This window comes from Pedobacter gandavensis, assembly GCF_014172405.1.
GTDB lineage: Bacteria > Bacteroidota > Bacteroidia > Sphingobacteriales > Sphingobacteriaceae > Pedobacter > Pedobacter gandavensis.
The window spans coordinates 376,376-394,619 of the sequence record NZ_WNXC01000002.1 but is presented as its reverse complement, the minus strand read 5'-3'; the positions used below and the strand labels follow the sequence as shown (position 1 = coordinate 394,619).

Sequence of the window (18,244 nt, the reverse complement as noted above, 5' to 3'; positions counted from 1 at the left end):
TGCACAAAAAACGACATCTAACGTTCCTGCAAGTACCAGAATATTTTATCTGCAGCTCCATTAATTGTTTCAATTTTCAAATAGAGCAATACTTCAGTCACCTGTTCTGGGGAGTAGGAGTCTGAAGGATAAATACTCTGCAGCTTTGCAAATACTTCCATGGTCGTATAGAATAATTTACCAGCAGCGTAATCCTGTGGAGTTACGAAAAAGTGATTCAAGATGTTTACCAGCTTAATTTGTTCTGATGTGAGGGTTATATCCATTCTAAATATTTAAAAAGCCACCCACCAATAGGCAGATGGCTTTCAATTAAACCAAACTATGAAACCTTATAATTGCGTATCATCAGATCTTTTCTTCTTCTCTACCAGGTAAGGGAACCCACTGGCAAATAGTCGATCTGCTTTCTCCAAAGACATTGAATGAAGGCTGATCTCTCCATACGAAGGGAAGTGATAAGTGCCAGCTTTAATGCCTTTTAAGCTATACTTATCTGCAACCTCCTTTATTAATGTCAAAGATTTAATGCCCATTTCTTTAAGGAGCAACCGCTTCTAATGGAACAGGTGCCAGATAAATAGGAGCAGGGGTTCCGGCTGCTGCCTTAATCGTGATCACTGTTGCTCTTCCATCAGCAACAGCTTTACCTGATGTACCTTCAGAGGTATCTATTTGAGCAGGAAAGTTAGGATGTCCAACTACTCTTAGTTTTCCATTCTGTTCAGGAACAATAATAGCCATCCTTCTATTCGCTGCTGCTGCAATGAACCCAATCATTTCAGCCTCATTACCTGGGAATGAAATTTCAACAGTATTTTCAAAGCTTTTCGAATCACGAACCCCAACCATACTGAACTTAACTTCACCCATTTCAAGGGTACAGTAAATCTTATGGAAGAATTTTCCGGTTTGCATTACGAAAGGATCAGCAATTGGAACTGAACCCAAAGCATCAAATGTTATAGCTGTTTCGGTATCAGCAGTAAGAGCCGCAGGATAGCTGGCAATATCTTCTTCAAAAGCATAATAGATAAAGCCACCAATACCTCCTGGGTTTAAGCGTCCCTGAGGGTATAAAATATTTTTCGCGTTTAGTGCCATGTTATTTTTTATTATAAATGTTAAACCTCTTGTTACGATGTCGGAATAATGAATCCAACACCCTTGTTAACCAGGTCCTTTAATAGAGCCTTGTCCTTTAAAATCTCAAACACAGTCATCACGCCCTTACCAGGAACATTGAAAGATTTACCAACGACCTGATATTTCTGTCCATCCACTGTTGTGGTCAATTTTGACTCTGCAGCATCTGATTTTGCAGAATCAAGTTCTTTACTCAATCGTGCAATTTCATTGCTTGAATCTAAAAGAAGACCACTGTGTTTTTCCTGCAATAATTCAAGAGAATTCTCTGCAGCAGCTTTTCCTTCAATAGCGGTTTGTTTTTCAGCCTCCAGTCCAGAAACAAGGATTTGATGAGTTTCTTCCGTTGTTTTAAGTGCACTTTCAGCAGTAGTTTTTCCCAAAATCGCAGTTTGTTTCTCTGCCTCCAGGCGGGTTATTTTTTCTTCTAAAGTTTCTTCCTTAGCCATTGTGTTGTGTATTAAAAGTCCCGGACAAAGCCGGGACAATAAAAAATGAGTTAATTAAACCAGGTCCTGGTCATTGGTCCAAACTAGTTCTGGAATTACAAAACCAACCCCGCTATGCCAATCTGTGTACATCTTAACCAGACGATCTACATTTTCAATCTGAACGTTCTTCTGGTTTTGAGTTTTCTTTTTAAGGTGAAGTGCATTCGATTGAGGAGTACACCAGATCTTCCCAGATCCATTCATTGACGGAAGGCCAACGATTGTGATATTCGTTTCAGGAACAAGTGTAGAAGTGCCGGCAAAATCAGTATTCTGACCATACTTAGCTCTTAATGCTCTTCTGAACGCTCTTTCTCCAGCCTCCTGTACAGCCAGCTGCATTGGAATGTTCCAATAACGTTTATCAATACTATCCACGAATTTTTCGATGTAATCTACAAGAGCATCATCCTGTGTACTTGGCATTGCTCCCATGACAATTGGAGAGATACGGCCAGCGGTTACCTGATCATTAATCGCTTTTCTGATTCCGTTCATTGAAGTACCAGCAGCTCCTGCTGTACCAGGTGTTGGAGCAGCAAATACACCTTTGTAAATCTCGTTCATTTCGTAATCCTCTAATGCCTGAGGCAATAGATACACTTCGATAAACCACCTAACAAATGGCCATTCAGCACGGTTAATCTGATCACCAGCTAAAAACCCTAACCAGGTTCCTTCAAGATCATCCGGGTACTCCTGAGTATCCACCTTCATTTTGAACATCTCGATCGCTACTGGTACAAATTTGATTGTTCCAATAGGAGTCCATGCTTTTTGGAATGGCTGCAATACACGTCCCATTCGTCCTTCAGAGGCACGGTAAATTGTGTCGTCAGTGAAAAATGGCGTTAAAACAGTATCCGTTTTACTTTGCCTGTTTAATTGCTTAACCAGGCGAGCCATATTACTATCGTTCTTGATGTAATAGGCTCCAAATTCGGCAATGATATCTGCTATAATCATTCTATAGAGGTTATTTAGTTAAAAATTGGGTTATTGGCGATCGCTTGGTTGTGAGGTAGAGATGCGATCTCTTCTGCAGTAATTTGATCAGCAGTCTTTTCCGTTACAGGATCCTTTGATTCAATTACCGGTGCTACTGATGCAGGTCCCTGGGCAAGCTTTGCTTTAAGTGTTGTATTCTCCGCCTGAGCTGAAGTAAGTGAAGTATTCACCGTAGCCAGATCACTTGTTAAAGTGATTTTTTCAGCGGCTAGGGTATCACGTTCTTTAGTGACATTGGCTGCCTCAGTGATCAATGTTTCAGCAACTAGCGTAACACCGGTTACTCCGGCCTGGGTCAATTCAGCATTAGCCTGGTCCAGCTCTTCTTGAGTTGGCTCAGTTTTTCCGGCCAAAGCCGTGATTTTTTCAAACTTCATATTCGTGGTATTTTTATTTTGTGAGGTGTTTTGCGCTAACTCAATTACTTTTTGGATTGCAGCATCAAAGGATCCTATCTCATCAATAAGTCCAAGATGCAGTGCTTCAGTTGCCATGAATGTTTCACCGGCATAGATGCCAGCTTCTTTAGTAGAAATTTTGCCTCCGCGTAGTTCCTTGATATCGGAAACAAAGTCCAAGTTCATTGGATCTAGCATACGTTCACGCATACGTTCGTAATTGCCTTCCAAGGCATCATTGAAGGTTTTGTTTTTGAGCGTAGATAAAGTGGCATAGATTTCATGAAACTCCATTCCCCATTTCTCCAGCATTGGTTGCATATTGGAGAATGTTGACATCGTTCCAATGCTTCCGATAATGGCCTGAGGGTGGTAAACCATGATGTATGCCCCATGGGCAGCAATACGGAAAGCAGCACTACACAAGTATTCCTTTGAATAAATGAGTAATGGCTTACTTAAATTCTCAATAATATCAGTGATTGGTTTAATGGCATATACAGCGCCACCACCACTATTCAGAACAAGGATATTTCCTATGGTATTTGGATTATTATCCATTTCCAGCAACTCAGCTGCAGCATCTTCAGTTCCTTTTATTCCATACCAGTAATCTGAATTCTTTACGATGGGCCCGTCAATAGTAACGACACCGATAGATCCTGGTTGTATTTCCTTTTCTGATCTAGACCTGTCAGATTGAGTTAATGCATACGCAGTTTCCATTTTTGCAGCAGCAGCTGGTCTTATCCCGGAACGGTAAACGCCCATTGCAGACATAGCGAGTCCTTGTGCATATTGCTTCTCGATGCTCCATGGCTGGTTAAATATCTCTGATATCAGTGCTTGATTAATCATAAGCACGAAGATGCATTAGCCCAGGTGCCTAAAAAACGACACTTATCCCAACCTATAAACTGGAGATCGTTTAGCACTTAGCCCGGAGAAGGAATATTTATACCCTCGGGCTTCTCCGGGTTTGCTTCCTGATTGAAAAGTTGCCCTAAAAGAGAGTGGTGCATTATATCCAACCAAGCGTTTCTGGTTCAAATTATCCTTGACAATTACAAGATGTCTAACCATCTCCATATTTTCCATGAGATCTATTAGATCAGGGCTGTCACCAGGCATAAATCCAGAAATATCAATTTGATAAAATGGACCATCGTCTTCGTCCTTCTGAGTTTCTTTGAAATCAAGCTCTTCCAGGGTAGAGTACCCGTTGAGCATATTCTGTCCAGGGGACAATACTACTGGACTGGTGATAAGCTTACCCTGAATTGGTGGTAAAGAAACTACCAGGTAAACAGGAATGAAGGTAAAGGAGGAATTTCCACCTACGTTCATCTTAGGGTTTTTTGGAAAGTGATTGATCATGGTCCAAAAGAATGGGAATTCGGTCAAAAAATAAACGACAATCAGTGCTTTGAGCACTGAGAATAAAATCAGACAAATAATCCAACGATTTTTTTTAGCTGATTATCAGGCGCTTAGTGATGTTCTGTAGCGTTGGTAGTTTTTTTCCATGGTTTTGATAGGCAAATCGTCTTCAGTGAAGTCAAATTTTTCTCGGAACCTTAAAAAGGAGGGGTAAATTTTCTGATTTAACTCCTGAGTTTGGATATCCATGTAGTAATGAAATTCATTATCCAGCATTTTGGTGATGAGATTATTAAAATCGGTTTGTTTTTGAGGATGTAGATACCAACCACGTCTCTGCCACATATCTTCGGAGATAACCACTTTCAGGATTTCTGGATATTTTTCGGTATCGACTCCTACAAGACACGCCCTGACCTTGCCGCTGATTCGAACAAGGCAATTGTATAGAAAAATTCCGTATGTATTGGTTTTGGAGAGAATCATTGGATCCGTCTTGACTTTTGCGGATAGGTATTTTTTTACGATTGGTTTTACAGCGATTTTTATCTCAATATTCATGCAGCGCACATTAATTTAGTTAGTTGCGCAGTTTATTTCAAGAAGGTCTTTGGGCTGTTGTAAAAATAGCAAAATAATACACTATATTATAGATTAATTGTAATTTAAGTGTTTGTATTTTTTATTATTAACAATAAAACCCTTCATTTCTGAAAGGCTTTATTGAATTAATTTGTAACTAATGAACAGATGGCATAGAATTTCTTTTATCGGCTTCAAGTGTGTACAATCGTTTGCTTATACTGTTACGATGATCCAAAAGTTTATCTATGTCCTGCGGTCTTAAAAGACACTCTACCTCAATTTCTTCTAAAACTTCGGTCAATAATTCTATTGTTTCATTGTAGCCATGGTGTTTCATTGGATCTATATTCATTGTTGAATAATAGCCATCGTTTAGCATTATTTGGATTAGTGATTTTGTGATCATGATCTTGTTATTTGGTTGAACATGGTTTTTTCATTAGGTAAATTTGAATCCCTTGGGATTTAGTTTAATGATTGTTGTTGTGAAAGGGAAATCTTCAGTATTTACTTGTTTAATCTGATCCATTAAGATTATTGATCCAGTCCATAATACTCGATCAATATTGTCTAGTGTAATCTGTAGATCTAATCTGATCCCACTACCTTTATCTGTAAATTTTGACGGACCTATTTTAAATGCTTGGATCACTATTTCCTTATTTAGGACATCATAGATATCAATTTTATCTCCTTTAAATTTGTCAGGCTGCTCTATCCCGAGGCTTGAGAATTTTTTCATATTGAGGCGCTAGTTTTCTTATTAAGTGACGGCTATTACAATGCTTGGCCCAGCCTAAATAGGATGCAAGCGATAATTTATTAATTCCTTTTGCCACTTTCCTGGCAAAATTCTTTTTGATTGATTTTCTCATGAGCAAATGAGTGTGGTAATGGACGTACCCAACGAAATCTATTCCTCTTGACTTTACAGGGAAGATTTGCCAATTACCTTTTACCTTCAGCTTTAGGCGTTGATCCAGGTATTTAGTTATTCCAGCTAAAGCTCTTTGCAAATAAGCCTTATCAGAATGTAGTATTACGATATCATCAGCATACCGGAAGTAATATTTTACTGCTTTTTGCTCTTTAATCCAGTGATCAAAGTATGTCAGGTAAAAATTGGCAAAATATTGACTCAAATAATTCCCGATCGGAAGTCCAGGAGCACTATCAATGATCCCGTCCAACAGGTGCAGCATTTCTTTATCCTTGATCTTCTTTCTCAGAAGAACCTTCAAAATGTCGTGATCCACTGAAGGATAAAATTTAGTGATGTCCATCTTCAGGCAGTATGTTGTGCCTTCAACATCCTTCAACGCTTTCTGCAGTGACCAGCTGGCATCATGAATACCTTTGCCTTTTATACAGCTATAGGTATCAGTAGTGAATGTGGAAACGAATATTGGTTCAAGGACAATCATTGCATTATGCTGTATAACTCTATCTCGGTAAGGAAGGATTGATATTTTACGTTCCTTACCTTCATTTATGATCCTGGTTCTGTATGGGGAAGTCTTATATGTGTTTGTTACAAGTTCTCTGTACAGATCCGCAATATTCTGATCGTAATTCTTATCGAAGTTTATTACTCCTGATTGTCTTGATTTACCCCTGCGAGCAATTGAATCAGCCAACAATATGTTGTCTATGCTGCACATTTGATCGTATAGGTTGCCTTTTCTTTTCATGTTAAGCCTTTGCTTTGTAGGTCGTGTTCGCCTGATGGCTACCAACGCCCTTTAAGTTATTTGTTGTTTTTTGCCAAGAGGCATGGTTCGTGCTGATCAATATTTTTGAAGCAATGTGGGCACTGACATTCGAGTTGTCGTTGTCGTAGTTGTAGTCGTTGTACGAAAACCTAGAACCTGAACCAGCTAGCAGCATGCAACCTTATCCATTATTTTTTAGGTATTTTCATCATGTTTATGAAATCCTGCTCCATTATTTTTACAAGGTGACGACCAATTTCATAGCTTGGCCAAACGAGGCGGGCACCGACAAACGAGCAGCCGTGGTCGTAGAAGTAGTCGAAGGACGAAAACCCAGAACCCGAACCAGCTTCATCACTTAAGTCACACCAAACCTCATATTTTCGTTGGCTGAAATTGTTCCAATCAATGACTTCACCATTCCAAGCGGCCTTATTTGCTTTCCATAGTCTAAATATGGAAACAGCAGCATCTTTATCCTCATCATCATATGCAGATACGTCTGGTTCAAGGTTTGGATCAAGGTTGAGGATTTTACAGATATCTTCGTAACTTTTTACTTCTTCGATGAAATTCATTTTATTTGGTTTTTGAGGTTAAATATTCGGTTTCTTTAATGACCATTACATCTTTATATAGGTCTTGATGTTTTTTACCTGCATAGATTGCTGAATCTGAATCAGGAAATTCGAGGCGGGCACCGACAGCCGAGCTGACGCGGCCGTAGAAGCAGCCGTCGTACGAAAACCCAGAACCCGAACCAGCTCTATCTAGCCAGAACCAAGGATAATAGCCTCTTGATAATTTTTTCCCTTCTCTGGATGCCTCAGCTATAACCCATAATTTATACTGAGATACTACTGGGGTACGTAGGTGTTCAGGGATGTTCTCAACAATAGGAAGTTGGGAGTAATCTATCCCGGTTGCTTTTTTAAGTAATTTACAGGCAGATTCGAATGATGCAATATTCATGGTTTAATTTTTAGGTGAAAAACGTCTTGTTAGAATTGAAATGAACTGTTTGCCAGCATATATGGCTTTCTCAGATGTGTCAAGTGAGTGGCGGGCACCGACACCCGAGCAGACGTAGGCGCAGCCGTAGCCGCCGTACGAAAACCCAGAACCCGAACCAGCCTCTGGCTTTAGTGCATATGGATAGTACCATTTAGCTCCCATTTCAAGTTCTTTTCCCTCCCTTAATGCCAAACAAATTGCCTCCCATTCTTTATCTGCCTTCTGCTGATCAGTGTCCCGTTCAGTTCTCCAATTGAACTGCTCCATGGTTTCTCCATTGTAATCCAACGCATCCAGAAGAGTCTGGATCCTATCCATAATTGGCATATTGAACTTTTTAACCTGGTCAACTTGAGTGGCAGTCAATAATATTTCTGTTGGCTGGCCATTTACATAAACTTCTAGTTTCATATTTATTTTTTTGTTAGTTATACACGTGTATTTGATTGGTCTTTAAACCTCTTCGCTGAAATAAACTTTATAAAAGTTCATACCTTTATCATCATCAAAGCCTTTTTCAATTAGGTCTTTATTTCCACTGATATTTATCTGGAAGTTTTTGTCCAGCTTAATAGTGCTTTTATAAGACTTTGCTTGCTTCTTTACCGCCTGATCAGAAATTTCGAACGTATCCGGGATTGAAAGGTCAAAATCAGACTCCGTTGTCTTTTTGTATGATTTAAACAACTCAATTGCATCTGAACTGCAAATCACCTCGTTGGTAAATTCTTCCAGATCAAAGCTTTCTTTTTCTTTGAAGTACTTCAATGACCGGTTAAGCAGGTCTATCTTGTCAGCTTTTGAAATATCAAAATCCTCATCCAGTTTATTTATTACAAAGTTTTTGCATATCTGTAAAATAGATTCGGTTTGATGATACCTATTATTGACAACCTTCAATTGTAAATAATCATCTTTCCAGAAGCGGGAATCTTTTGCTGAAGATTGATCAATGCAAACTACTTTGAAGCCTTTTTCGGTATCAGAGTTGAAAATTAGGCAGCCTTTGTCCAGGCGATCCATGTTAATTGCATTGGGCTCAAATGAAAGATCAAAACCTTCTCGGTTTGGATTTACTGTCAAATAGGTTTCTTTAGTCTCAGATTTAAAAATTCCGATAGCACTAAACAATTCCCCTTCCATCTGTACATTTTCAAACTGAGCAATATATAGTTCTCCAGATTTGATCTTTGGATGACTGGAAATCTCATAAAGGAGAACAGCTAAGTTTTTGCTGATACTATGTAACTCTCCCATATTGCCAATACTCTTAAAAATGTCTTTGGCATAATTATATACCTCGTTCATTTCCAATAAATCACTTGGATGGTAAAAATTGAATGTCTCATTCACTTTCTGGAATGGGGAAAGGAAGTAACTCATAAGGTGCCCTGATTGTTCCGGGGTAACCGGGATAGGTGCTTCCGATAGAAAATAGAATTCATCCATGCATTTATTTCCTACTCTGTGGACTGATAAACTGGATAATGAAGCTTCAAAAAATGAGATCATAATGATTGATTTAAAATGTTAATTGTTTGATTTAATAGGTGTTAAATATTGTGGAACGGTGTTTTTTAATATTTTACGATTCAACTGCTTGTTTTTCAATCTGTTAAGACGTTAAAACGCGTTCCGAAAGCGTTCCAGTTGTACTGTAACTTGTTGATAATCAGAAAGGACACCGTTCCACTTTTTGGAACGCTATCGTTCCAAAAAGTGGAACGAAAAAACCGCCTTTAAACATGCTGTGCGCATTATTTGGAACGATTTGGAACGGCTGATTTATCTGTAAGTGTTTCATTTTTAAAAAGTTATGTTTGTGTTTTTTGTTTTTTAGCGTTCCAGTTTTTTATTGGTGATTAACGGCTCCAAATACTTTTGGGTAATCGTGTATCGCTTTTTTTAATGTTCTCTGCATTGTGCTCTTTTTTTTCTCGTCACCGAGAATTATTCCGGCCATCTGGGAGATTGATTTACCCATCTTAAATAAAGTAGCCAGGTAAAGAATATTCATGGGCGCTGTTACTGAGCTGTCTACAGCTTCATAAACAGCTACCGCGGATGTGTAGAAGTAATTTGCTGCCTTTAAAGCCCTGGTCATTACATCTGCAGTAATGGGTACCTCATCTTTAAAGTATGTCTGATCATGATCCATGTTGTATGCATAATCGGTTATAGCCAATATTCCTGCAAAACGGTAGGTGTATTCTTTCATCTTACCTAAGATTCCTGAGTGTATATTCATTTCATTTACATCAGGAATATTGTTGATCATGTTGATCTTCTTACTTTCCCATTCACCAATTAGTTTGAGAGCTTCTTTAGTTACTGTGCAGATCTTTGGTTCTTGATAACCATTTTCAACTGGAAGACATTTATAAAGCTTTTCAAGATGTTTCTTGTGCATCTCTTTATATTCAATAGGGATATCATAACCAGGTACCGGTCTTGCAATCTTGTATTCCTCTGGGCATGCAAATAATACCCTGAAGATGAAGCCACTGTCGCCACGCTCATTTTTAAATAGCTTGTAGAGTAGTTTCGGTTGTATACCACCGATCACATTAGAGAAGACTCGAGGTATGTTGATTTTTACATTTGAAGATCTTACCGCTGAGTATTTCCGACCATTCCAGGCACTTAACCAGAACTGTTCATCTGTACTTTCTTTTTTCCCCATGGCGTTCAGACCATTGATCCACTCCAGAATTTCATCACTTTCTTTTAGAACTCCTTTGGGATTAACTGGCATGATGTACCTAATTAATGTAGGGATGTAGGCATCACGGTATATAATAGTATGTAGCTTCATGGCCATACGTCGTTCATCGGTCATGCTTTCTGTCTTTTCATCCCACTCTTCATCAAACTCATCCTGAATGTCATTTAATGGCTTTAGACACATATCAAGCGCGTAACTTTTTCCAGAGGATGATATTCCATTCATGCAACCCCACAATGAGAGGTACATGCGGTCAGATCCATTCCTTGAGACTGCGAATGCGGTGCCTATGGCGGTGCTATAGGATAGCAGCATCGATAATCCTATGTAAGATCTGGGAATATCATACTGCACGTGGAGCTCATTGATAAATGGCTTTATTTTAGAGTTGAAAATTTCCAGTGGGAATATATTCTGTGGGCCTTCTCGTTTCCGAAGTTCTTTTACGATGTCTTCGGTGGAGGCGGTACTAACCTCAGAGCTTTTGTTATTGATTAAAAAGTCGTTAAATCCCATATCTTAATTTGAAATAAGGTTAGCAGCCTCGGTGTAGTTTGGTCTGGTATTATTTGAGCTTACCATGATGGCAATGGCTTTTGCAAAGGCCTCGCATTCATAGCGAACTTGTGGGGATGCTTCACTGATCTTGAGTATGTACCCCAATGCTACCTGTATTGAATTCATAGTTTTCACAGATTTGATCTTTTGAACTAGCTGCTGATAGAATTTCAAGGAAAGTGTTAGTTCTTCTTGCATATCCAGGTGTTTGAAGTACCTGTTGCTATCCTCAATAAGCTCAAATATGTCTGTGCCAGGGATTATATTCTCAATAATTTCTTTGAGAGCTCCAGCTTCTACATAATCCAAATCTTTTTCTCTTTTTGATCTCCATGTTGCAAGCTGATCTCTAAACTTGTCAGATATATCAATCTGCAGTAGTATAAATGCCCAGTAGGATATGTTTGCTGTTCCACCTACCTTATGACCAACATTATGAAGCGTTTGCATTATGTCCGGATCATTTGGATATTTAATACGTACCTCATGTGCAATAGATATAAAGTCAATTGGCCGATTCGGGTACATGCCAACCACAGTTTCAAAAATTTCCTTGTTCCTGTTAAAACCTTCATTTTTAGAGCTGAAATTATTTGCAGATAGGACGTGGGCTACTTGTGAATAGCCATTGTAGTATATGATTGCTCCTAAAATTGATTGTTCAATTTCTAATCGATTGTGCATAAAAGTATGTTGGTTAAAGGTTATTGGAAAAAAGCTATTGTGATTTGAAAATATAGCTGTAGATAGCATACAGCTGTACAAACAGATAGGTGACAGCGATTACTATACATATCCCAATTATGATTTTATCTTTAATGTTGCGCATATTTTGTGTTATAATTTTTTACTGCCTGGACAAATTTTACTACGATCCAAAAACAGGATCCGATCATTAGAACTATTACCGTTACCTTGGCAAGGAAGCTGAGTAATGTGATGGTCTTTTCTTCCGTAATTTCTTTCATAATCTATGGTCAGTTGATTATCCTGGCACCTCAAAACCCCGCTATTATTATAGCAGGGCAGGTGTTTAATTATTTTCATTTAGGTAATGGGTAAAACCATCTTCCTCTAACTTTGGAGCCTTACTTATGACCACCAGGTCGTATCTGGTAAAATCGAAATGATCTTTAAAGCTCTTTGGAACTATATAAATCCTTTTCCCATTTAACCCCCATTCAATAGCTGTCAGGTTGTTAAATGAGACTTCACCTTCCTTATCTTTGCAGGTGATGTTATAACCAAGCTGATCTTCTGATACCAGGTTAAATGACTTCTTTCCATTGCGGGATTTACCCAGTAAGATTAATTTCATAATTCTGTTTTACTACCTTAAGCGCGAACCGTTTCCAGTGTCGCGCTTATAATCCATTCATTTAAGCAGGATTTAAGAACTTACTTCAATTCATTAGGGAGTAAGCACCCTTTTTTTTGTTTTCCCGGCAACGGTTTCCGGGAATAGCCCAACCTTCTATAAACTGCTACCGTTGAATGTCTTTGTATAGTTGTTCATCTGAAATCCCCAATAGGTAATACCGGATCAGAATCTTTTCATTTTCTTTTTTTTCCTCAATCGCTAGATTAAGGTCTAGCTTTAGTTTATCTGTTTTTTCCAATTTTGGAGCTGTCTTAATTCTTGATTTGAGCCATGTTATACAGCAATCATCTTCCCTGATTGTCCTTAATAGGTCGTTGACCAGTTGATGATTAACCATATTCTTCAGCGCAAAATTTTAGAATTGGAACAATAGTCTTTGTATAATAATTGAAGTATTTACTACTTTCTGCAGGTGCGATGCTTTCGAAGTTTAGTCGCTTCCTCTTTATGAAATCACAGATATATGTGAAGCCTCTTTTTTCAATTTCAGAGATCCAACAAAGGAGCAAACTGATCTCTTTTTCTGAAGATGGCATCGCATAAAGACGTTGCTTTAACCAGCTTTTTAATTTTTCTACTACATACAACCGGTTATGGAAGTACATTCTCCTTTTTACCTCCTCTATGCTTTTAACAGTGAAGTAAGGTTTGTTTCCAAAATCTTCATTTGGATCAGAGAATCGTACGAAAAATAGATTCTCACTTTGTGGTACAATGTCTGCGATTATCATAATCATTTTTTAATTGTCTCATTAAATTAACCACCTGGTACACGGTAACCAGGTGGTATACCAGTTCAGCCTATGAGTCTGTATTCTTAAAGGCTTGTATGAACGACCGTGATTTTAAATGAGGTTGTTTTTTGCTGCCCATGATGCCATAAATGGTTTTCCAAAGCCACCAATTTTTAATTCAATATTGTTTTTATGAGTTCTGAGTGTATTCTGAGTGATAAATAGTTCCCCGCAGATCTGAGCATCCATTTGTCCAATAGCTATCCTGGTAACTACTTCAAATTCTCGTTTAGTTAAGTCATTTGGAAACCTACAAATTAGCCCCTCACCTAAACATTTCCCTCTTTGACTACAATGGATGAATTCTTTGGGGCCTAATTCACCAGATTCTGAAAGATCAGCGGTGCCATCGAATGATGAATAATTACAATCGAAAAACTTAAGAAGCATTTCATCTGGATTTTTAATTCCCAATTTATTGAGCCCTCTCTGCACGCATGGATCAAATGAAATTTCAGTAAATAAGGCTTTTTTTAGTATGGCAGGTAGGTCTTCGATTTCAGAAACCTGACCATTAAATAACTGATGTGTTTTTATTCCGTCACTAAAAAATTCAAAGGAAGGTTTAATTAAGGCATCTGGAATCAATGTATTTGTTATCATCAGTCTTCTTTTAATTTTTGGTATAGTTCTTTTTTAATTTCATCAGATAGGGTACAGAGAGTAATTGATAATTGAACTATAAGTACATTTTTCCTTATTCCAAGCATAACCTTTTCTACTAGTGAAGTACTTCGATTAGATTGAACTGATAGTTCTTCTTTCCAATGCTTTGGAAGATTTTTTCTAATCTTATTTAGATCTCTTTTTTTCATGTTACTCAGTCATATTCACAGTTATATGTGATTTTGTATGTGTTTTTTTGTGTGTTAATTTGTGAGTGAACTCACAGTTCAAATATATGCACTAATAATTCACAATTGCAAAATAAAGACACATGATGTGTCTTAATAATTCACAACTTATTGATTATCAAATGAATATTTTATTCAAAATTTGTGCAATGGAAATGCACATAGGGGAACTCATAAAGGCTAAAGCAAAAGAAAGAAAGAAATCAACTGTTGAGTTAGCTGATGAATTGGGTACAGGAAGACGAAATATGTACAAGATTTTGGATAGTAATGATATACTAGTGTCTCAACTATGGAAGCTATCCAAAATGTTAGAATTCAATTTTTTTGAGCTGTTTAATCCACTACACCCAAATGGTAGTAAAGGGCCAAGTGAAGAAATTTCGAAGGAGAAATCTCTTTTAAATAAAAATAAGAAACATGAATTTACTTTTAAAATTGAGGTAAAATATAGCATGGACGATGCTAATAATCTGGGTGCATTCGTAACCCAAGTAAATGATATTGGCGAGCAATTAGGGTTTAAATTGACATAGAGTAGCCTAAATAATCATTTTTCTGACTAAGTATTTTTCATTTACTAAGTCATTAACTCCGACATTATTTATAATAAACTGAAATACAATTAATTATGAAGTGTATGTTATTTTGCTTCTGGATACTGACCGGAGTTGAATAATTCAATTCCGGTTTTTTTATGTCTTGATCACAGTGAATCTGCTTTCATCAGCTTTAACGTCCGCTTCCATAAAGCCATAGCAAATTCCTTTTTTTGAAGAGTATTGAAAATTAGCAGTTCTTCAAATATGGAAGTCTCATTATCAAGGAATTTCAATATTTTAACAGGATGGTTTTTCTTAAACATGGTCGTAAATATTTCAACTCCAGACAGACGTTTACTATTCAGTAAGTGCAAAAGTACGCCATCATAAATGGGAAATCTGAAGGAGGAGATTGGAGGAACACGTGGATGTCCAGACCTATATAGTTTTTCAACGATAGCGCTGGTATGTTTCTGAATGAAGCGGAAGGTATAACCTGTTGATCCTTTAGTAAAGCCTCCGGCAGTACCAAGATAGATGATACGACCGTCTTCTCTTTTGATCGGATGGTCGGACATAGGAATAACTCCTTGCTCCTTTTCTAAAATGGTGTAATGATCGCAGTTTATTTGCTCCCGAATATACTTCTCCAGTGCAGCAGTATAACTGGCAGTAGGTAAAACTTCTTCGGAAAATAGCGTGTACTCAATTAAAGCCCGCCTTGGACTTAAGGGTAAGACATAAAAAAAGGATGTTCCTGCATGCTGACTGGTATTAAAGTCCATTAAGGTGGCACATGAAGGATCAAAAGTATCGGCTGTTGTTTCAATCACCCAACCATTAAAATGCTGTAATAAATATTGATAACGCTGCGAATCTTTCTCCTGGGCTTGTGGAATGCTACTGAAAACATAATCAGCGCTGTAAAGAACACCATCAATGGTCACTATCGCTTTTTTATCTTCTGAATACAAATTTTGAACCTCGCCTTGCTTAATGCTGACCTGTGGACTGTTAGTCAAAAGATCATTCGTATACTGGTAAAAATCGCCCGAGCGAATCATTTTGTAAAAGTAAGGCTGGATAGACAGTTCTTTATCGTAGGATAAACCTGAAAACGACAGCCGGTTCCATTTTCGCTGGACGACAGGTTCAAATATATCCGTACGATCTTCCCAGAAACACCAGGTTTTATCATTTTCTTTTTTAGTCGATTTGTCCACAACCAACACCCTTTTATTCCTTGCTTTCAGAAAAGGTAATAAGCGTGTAGCCAAACTCCTCCCTGCACATCCTCCTCCAGCAATGATATAATCAAAGTGTTCCATGTTACTTTTTTTGAGATTTCTGCCAATATTTCCGGTTAGCAAACAACATCCCAAAGGATTCTCCATGATGCCTGCCAAGGTGTTTATGGTGCATTTTATGTGCTCTTCGGATAGTTCTGATGTACTTGTTGTTACTTCGTGAAAACCATTTGAAACGCTGGTGGATCACCACGTCATGAATCATAAAATAAGCGATGCCATATAATAAAATACCTAGCCCTATATAAAACATCCAGTTTAATTCCCCTCTCGAACCGAAAAAAAATAACAAGATACTTGGACTGGCAAATATCAAGAAGAAGGCATCATTCTTTTCAAAGAAATCAGGTGTTTTCTGATGGTGATCTTTATGAAGAACCCATAACCAGCCATGCATGACATATTTATGTGTAAACCAAGCCACACCTTCCATAAAAATGAAAGTGCCTAGTGTGATAAATAGGTTGATGATCCAGTTATCCATGCCCATAAATTCTACGGTAGTGTGCCATCACCTGATCAAAACATATTTTTAACCATTCCGTGTATGCTTCATTTTTATCAGTCAAACTCAGCTCCAGTGCCTCCATACTGATGTATTTGTAAGCAGCTACTTCTGCAGGGTTGGGAACAGGTAAAACATCGCTGTTGCCGAAGAAAACATGGTCAAACTCATTTTCTATCAATCCATTTTCAACTTCAGCACGATAGGAAAAAGTGAAAATAGGGTTTAACTGACAATCCATGCCCATTTCTTCCTGTAACCGTCTTTTGGCAGCTGCTGCGGTAAGTTCGCCAGGTCTGGGGTGACTACAACAGGTATTGGTCCATTTTCCTCCAGAATGATACTTGTCCAAAGCACGTTGTTGAAGTAAAAGCTCTCCGCGATTGTTAAAGATGAACACTGAGAATGCCCTGTGAAATTTCCCTGCAATATGCGCCTCTAGTTTTGGCATAGTCCCAATTGGATGATCATGCTCATCTACTAATATTACCATTTCTTCTTTTTCTATCATCCAATTAGTCCTTTCCTTTCTTGTGGTGTACAGTTTTTACAATCCGCTAAATACTTCAGAATGCTCTGTTTTAATTTATTGTCTTTTATCGTTTTCAAATTTACCAGTAAAAAGTGTTTATCCTGATTGATATGTTCATTATAGTTGAGGATAGCAGGTAGATTAGACTGAATTACAAATCTTAAAAATCTGATTTCTACATCTTCAGGCGCTTTAGATACCGCTTCTTCAATTAGTGTTTTGCCTCTTTTAAATCTTTTTAATTTGTGGATGGGATTAAAACCATACTTTGCCTGCATCATCTCTGAAACCCCCTGGTAGCAACGATAGATTGGAGGATCCGAGGTCGTTGTTGTAGCTAGTATTTTTAAAAATTGCTCCGCAGCAGTTTTACTTTTTGCTGATGCCTCAAAGAGGATCCTTACTTCTTGAATTTCTGGTTTTGAACCGTAGATGTTTATGCTGAATAATAAGAAAATTAATAAGACAGATAACTTCATATCATATTGGTTTTGTAGCGGATGATGGAGTCAAACATCAACCCAAATTTATGCGCATTTGAAATTCTGATCCGCTCAGACATGACTTTTTCTGCCGTCGAATTTTTAATTTTATTGAATAACTCCTTGTAATAAACGTAGGCCAGGTAAACACCATTTTTGGAAGAATTTGGCAATTGACGAATGCCGATTAACGCCGATTTAAACTCTAACTCAATGTCATCTTCAATGATTTTCTTTTCAAAATTAGAAAAGGATGATAAGTCTACATTAGGAAAATAACTGCGACTTAAGGTATAATAATCCGCATTAATGTCTCTTAAGAAATTTACTTTTTGAAAGGCTGAGCCTAACTTCATTGCAGATTCTTTTAAGTCCTCATATTTCAGTTGATCACCTTCTGTAAATACATGTAAGCACATTAATCCCACTACCTGGGCAGATCCAAGAATGTATCGATCATATTTTTCAGTGGTATAAAGTTCCGGTTGCAAGTCCATCTCCATACTTTCAAGAAACAAATCTATTAGTTTCAAGTCAATATGATAGTTATTAACCACTTGTTGAAATGAATTGAGCGCAGGATTCAGACTGATTCCATCTTTAATCGCCTCAAAACAGTCTCTTCTGAATTTAGCGAGTAGGAAATTCTTATCATAGTCATGAAAACTATCTACAATTTCATCTGCCAGGCGTACAAAGCCATAGATGGCATAAATAGGTTGACGTAATTTCTCATTTAAGAAATAAATTCCCAAAGAAAAACTAGTGCTGTAACGCTTGGTGATCATCTTACTGCAATCAGCGGATAATTGGTCAAATATATCTTTCAT

At 37.7% G+C, this 18,244-nt stretch carries 26 protein-coding genes; 1 reads left to right on the top strand and 25 read right to left on the bottom strand.

The annotated features are described in order from the left end of the window. Positions 1-17: 17 nt before the first annotated feature. The 20 genes from GM920_RS09625 to GM920_RS09530 all read right to left on the bottom strand — a co-directional run bounded on the left by GM920_RS09625 (position 18) and on the right by GM920_RS09530 (position 14,007). On the bottom strand, positions 18-266 hold the full coding sequence (locus tag GM920_RS09625; protein WP_182956303.1) for a hypothetical protein: 249 nt from the start codon (positions 264-266) through the stop codon (positions 18-20). 66 nt (positions 267-332) lie between these two features. Continuing rightward, positions 333-521 carry a hypothetical protein gene (locus tag GM920_RS09620; RefSeq protein ID WP_182956300.1) on the bottom strand — a complete coding sequence of 63 codons (189 nt, stop codon included), beginning with the start codon at positions 519-521 and terminating at the stop codon, positions 333-335. Positions 522-540: 19 nt separating this feature from the next. Next, positions 541-1,104, bottom strand: coding sequence for a hypothetical protein (locus GM920_RS09615; RefSeq protein ID WP_182956297.1), 564 nt, complete (start codon positions 1,102-1,104; stop codon positions 541-543). Between the two features lie 32 nt (positions 1,105-1,136). Continuing rightward, entirely contained in the window at positions 1,137-1,595 is a 459-nt protein-coding gene (locus GM920_RS09610; protein WP_182956294.1) for a hypothetical protein, read from the bottom strand. A 54-nt stretch (positions 1,596-1,649) separates the two neighbouring features. After that, a complete protein-coding gene (locus GM920_RS09605; RefSeq protein ID WP_182956291.1) occupies positions 1,650-2,603 on the bottom strand; it encodes a hypothetical protein in 954 nt (317 codons plus the stop codon). A gap of 14 nt (positions 2,604-2,617) precedes the next feature. Then, positions 2,618-3,901, bottom strand: coding sequence for a S49 family peptidase (locus tag GM920_RS09600; RefSeq protein ID WP_182956289.1), 1,284 nt, complete (start codon positions 3,899-3,901; stop codon positions 2,618-2,620). A gap of 42 nt (positions 3,902-3,943) precedes the next feature. Next, the gene (locus GM920_RS09595; protein WP_182956286.1) at positions 3,944-4,390 is read right to left on the bottom strand and encodes a hypothetical protein; all 447 of its coding nucleotides are present in this window, start codon (positions 4,388-4,390) and stop codon (positions 3,944-3,946) included. 135 nt (positions 4,391-4,525) lie between these two features. Next, positions 4,526-4,984: a hypothetical protein gene (locus tag GM920_RS09590; protein ID WP_182956283.1), complete on the bottom strand. Its 459-nt coding sequence runs from the start codon at positions 4,982-4,984 to the stop codon at positions 4,526-4,528. A 178-nt stretch (positions 4,985-5,162) separates the two neighbouring features. Then, entirely contained in the window at positions 5,163-5,414 is a 252-nt protein-coding gene (locus tag GM920_RS09585) for a hypothetical protein (RefSeq protein WP_182956280.1), read from the bottom strand. A gap of 298 nt (positions 5,415-5,712) precedes the next feature. Beyond that, entirely contained in the window at positions 5,713-6,699 is a 987-nt protein-coding gene (locus GM920_RS09580; RefSeq protein WP_182956277.1) for a reverse transcriptase/maturase family protein, read from the bottom strand. Between the two features lie 209 nt (positions 6,700-6,908). Beyond that, complete coding sequence (locus GM920_RS09575; protein WP_182956275.1) at positions 6,909-7,298, bottom strand: hypothetical protein; 390 nt, start codon at positions 7,296-7,298, stop codon at positions 6,909-6,911. Position 7,299: 1 nt separating this feature from the next. Then, positions 7,300-7,692, bottom strand: a complete 393-nt coding sequence (locus GM920_RS09570; protein WP_182956272.1) for a hypothetical protein — start codon at positions 7,690-7,692, stop codon at positions 7,300-7,302. A gap of 3 nt (positions 7,693-7,695) precedes the next feature. Beyond that, positions 7,696-8,145 (bottom strand): hypothetical protein, encoded by a 450-nt coding sequence (locus tag GM920_RS09565; protein WP_182956269.1) that lies wholly within the window; start codon positions 8,143-8,145, stop codon positions 7,696-7,698. A 42-nt stretch (positions 8,146-8,187) separates the two neighbouring features. Continuing rightward, positions 8,188-9,246 carry a nucleoid-associated protein gene (locus tag GM920_RS09560; RefSeq protein WP_182956266.1) on the bottom strand — a complete coding sequence of 353 codons (1,059 nt, stop codon included), beginning with the start codon at positions 9,244-9,246 and terminating at the stop codon, positions 8,188-8,190. A gap of 340 nt (positions 9,247-9,586) precedes the next feature. Further along, complete coding sequence (locus tag GM920_RS09555; RefSeq protein ID WP_182956263.1) at positions 9,587-10,975, bottom strand: DUF3987 domain-containing protein; 1,389 nt, start codon at positions 10,973-10,975, stop codon at positions 9,587-9,589. A 3-nt stretch (positions 10,976-10,978) separates the two neighbouring features. Further along, a complete protein-coding gene (locus GM920_RS09550; protein WP_182956260.1) occupies positions 10,979-11,701 on the bottom strand; it encodes a DnaB-like helicase N-terminal domain-containing protein in 723 nt (240 codons plus the stop codon). Between the two features lie 349 nt (positions 11,702-12,050). After that, on the bottom strand, positions 12,051-12,335 hold the full coding sequence (locus GM920_RS09545; protein WP_182956257.1) for a hypothetical protein: 285 nt from the start codon (positions 12,333-12,335) through the stop codon (positions 12,051-12,053). A 392-nt stretch (positions 12,336-12,727) separates the two neighbouring features. Next, complete coding sequence (locus tag GM920_RS09540) at positions 12,728-13,129, bottom strand: hypothetical protein (RefSeq protein ID WP_182956254.1); 402 nt, start codon at positions 13,127-13,129, stop codon at positions 12,728-12,730. A gap of 114 nt (positions 13,130-13,243) precedes the next feature. Continuing rightward, complete coding sequence (locus tag GM920_RS09535) at positions 13,244-13,795, bottom strand: LuxR C-terminal-related transcriptional regulator (protein WP_182956251.1); 552 nt, start codon at positions 13,793-13,795, stop codon at positions 13,244-13,246. After that, positions 13,795-14,007, bottom strand: coding sequence for a hypothetical protein (locus GM920_RS09530; protein WP_182956248.1), 213 nt, complete (start codon positions 14,005-14,007; stop codon positions 13,795-13,797). The genes GM920_RS09535 and GM920_RS09530 overlap by 1 nt, the downstream gene beginning before the upstream one ends. Positions 14,008-14,195: 188 nt before the next feature. On the opposite strand from GM920_RS09530, the gene GM920_RS09525 reads away from it, so the two are divergent. Next, a complete protein-coding gene (locus GM920_RS09525; RefSeq protein ID WP_182956245.1) occupies positions 14,196-14,582 on the top strand; it encodes a hypothetical protein in 387 nt (128 codons plus the stop codon). 170 nt (positions 14,583-14,752) lie between these two features. Here GM920_RS09525 and GM920_RS09520 read toward each other — a convergent pair whose 3' ends face one another. From GM920_RS09520 to GM920_RS09500, 5 genes are read right to left on the bottom strand one after another with little or no spacing between them, the layout of a single operon-like run. Then, positions 14,753-15,916 carry a lycopene cyclase family protein gene (locus GM920_RS09520; protein ID WP_182956243.1) on the bottom strand — a complete coding sequence of 388 codons (1,164 nt, stop codon included), beginning with the start codon at positions 15,914-15,916 and terminating at the stop codon, positions 14,753-14,755. A gap of 1 nt (position 15,917) precedes the next feature. Beyond that, the gene (locus GM920_RS09515) at positions 15,918-16,379 is read right to left on the bottom strand and encodes a sterol desaturase family protein (protein ID WP_182956240.1); all 462 of its coding nucleotides are present in this window, start codon (positions 16,377-16,379) and stop codon (positions 15,918-15,920) included. After that, positions 16,372-16,893 carry an isopentenyl-diphosphate Delta-isomerase gene (gene idi / locus GM920_RS09510; RefSeq protein WP_235964489.1) on the bottom strand — a complete coding sequence of 174 codons (522 nt, stop codon included), beginning with the start codon at positions 16,891-16,893 and terminating at the stop codon, positions 16,372-16,374. The genes GM920_RS09515 and idi overlap by 8 nt, the downstream gene beginning before the upstream one ends. A 14-nt stretch (positions 16,894-16,907) precedes the next feature. Continuing rightward, complete coding sequence (locus tag GM920_RS09505; protein ID WP_182956234.1) at positions 16,908-17,411, bottom strand: hypothetical protein; 504 nt, start codon at positions 17,409-17,411, stop codon at positions 16,908-16,910. Beyond that, positions 17,408-18,244, bottom strand: coding sequence for a phytoene/squalene synthase family protein (locus GM920_RS09500; protein ID WP_182956231.1), 837 nt, complete (start codon positions 18,242-18,244; stop codon positions 17,408-17,410). The genes GM920_RS09505 and GM920_RS09500 overlap by 4 nt, the downstream gene beginning before the upstream one ends.

Bases quoted from the DNA above. Each gene is read 5' to 3' on its own strand.
- GM920_RS09625 (WP_182956303.1), bottom strand. From the start codon at position 266: ATGGATATAACCCTCACATCAGAACAAATTAAGCTGGTAAACATCTTG.
- GM920_RS09615 (WP_182956297.1), bottom strand. From the start codon at position 1,104: ATGGCACTAAACGCGAAAAATATTTTATACCCTCAGGGACGCTTAAAC.
- GM920_RS09610 (WP_182956294.1), bottom strand. From the start codon at position 1,595: ATGGCTAAGGAAGAAACTTTAGAAGAAAAAATAACCCGCCTGGAGGCA.
- GM920_RS09605 (WP_182956291.1), bottom strand. From the start codon at position 2,603: ATGATTATAGCAGATATCATTGCCGAATTTGGAGCCTATTACATCAAG.
- GM920_RS09600 (WP_182956289.1), bottom strand. From the start codon at position 3,901: ATGATTAATCAAGCACTGATATCAGAGATATTTAACCAGCCATGGAGC.
- GM920_RS09595 (WP_182956286.1), bottom strand. From the start codon at position 4,390: ATGAACGTAGGTGGAAATTCCTCCTTTACCTTCATTCCTGTTTACCTG.
- GM920_RS09590 (WP_182956283.1), bottom strand. From the start codon at position 4,984: ATGAATATTGAGATAAAAATCGCTGTAAAACCAATCGTAAAAAAATAC.
- GM920_RS09585 (WP_182956280.1), bottom strand. From the start codon at position 5,414: ATGATCACAAAATCACTAATCCAAATAATGCTAAACGATGGCTATTAT.
- GM920_RS09580 (WP_182956277.1), bottom strand. From the start codon at position 6,699: ATGAAAAGAAAAGGCAACCTATACGATCAAATGTGCAGCATAGACAAC.
- GM920_RS09575 (WP_182956275.1), bottom strand. From the start codon at position 7,298: ATGAATTTCATCGAAGAAGTAAAAAGTTACGAAGATATCTGTAAAATC.
- GM920_RS09570 (WP_182956272.1), bottom strand. From the start codon at position 7,692: ATGAATATTGCATCATTCGAATCTGCCTGTAAATTACTTAAAAAAGCA.
- GM920_RS09565 (WP_182956269.1), bottom strand. From the start codon at position 8,145: ATGAAACTAGAAGTTTATGTAAATGGCCAGCCAACAGAAATATTATTG.
- GM920_RS09560 (WP_182956266.1), bottom strand. From the start codon at position 9,246: ATGATCTCATTTTTTGAAGCTTCATTATCCAGTTTATCAGTCCACAGA.
- GM920_RS09555 (WP_182956263.1), bottom strand. From the start codon at position 10,975: ATGGGATTTAACGACTTTTTAATCAATAACAAAAGCTCTGAGGTTAGT.
- GM920_RS09550 (WP_182956260.1), bottom strand. From the start codon at position 11,701: ATGCACAATCGATTAGAAATTGAACAATCAATTTTAGGAGCAATCATA.
- GM920_RS09545 (WP_182956257.1), bottom strand. From the start codon at position 12,335: ATGAAATTAATCTTACTGGGTAAATCCCGCAATGGAAAGAAGTCATTT.
- GM920_RS09540 (WP_182956254.1), bottom strand. From the start codon at position 13,129: ATGATAATCGCAGACATTGTACCACAAAGTGAGAATCTATTTTTCGTA.
- GM920_RS09535 (WP_182956251.1), bottom strand. From the start codon at position 13,795: ATGATAACAAATACATTGATTCCAGATGCCTTAATTAAACCTTCCTTT.
- GM920_RS09530 (WP_182956248.1), bottom strand. From the start codon at position 14,007: ATGAAAAAAAGAGATCTAAATAAGATTAGAAAAAATCTTCCAAAGCAT.
- GM920_RS09525 (WP_182956245.1), top strand. From the start codon at position 14,196: ATGGAAATGCACATAGGGGAACTCATAAAGGCTAAAGCAAAAGAAAGA.
- GM920_RS09520 (WP_182956243.1), bottom strand. From the start codon at position 15,916: ATGGAACACTTTGATTATATCATTGCTGGAGGAGGATGTGCAGGGAGG.
- GM920_RS09515 (WP_182956240.1), bottom strand. From the start codon at position 16,379: ATGGATAACTGGATCATCAACCTATTTATCACACTAGGCACTTTCATT.
- idi (WP_235964489.1), bottom strand. From the start codon at position 16,893: ATGGTAATATTAGTAGATGAGCATGATCATCCAATTGGGACTATGCCA.
- GM920_RS09505 (WP_182956234.1), bottom strand. From the start codon at position 17,411: ATGAAGTTATCTGTCTTATTAATTTTCTTATTATTCAGCATAAACATC.
- GM920_RS09500 (WP_182956231.1), bottom strand. From the start codon at position 18,244: ATGAAAGATATATTTGACCAATTATCCGCTGATTGCAGTAAGATGATC.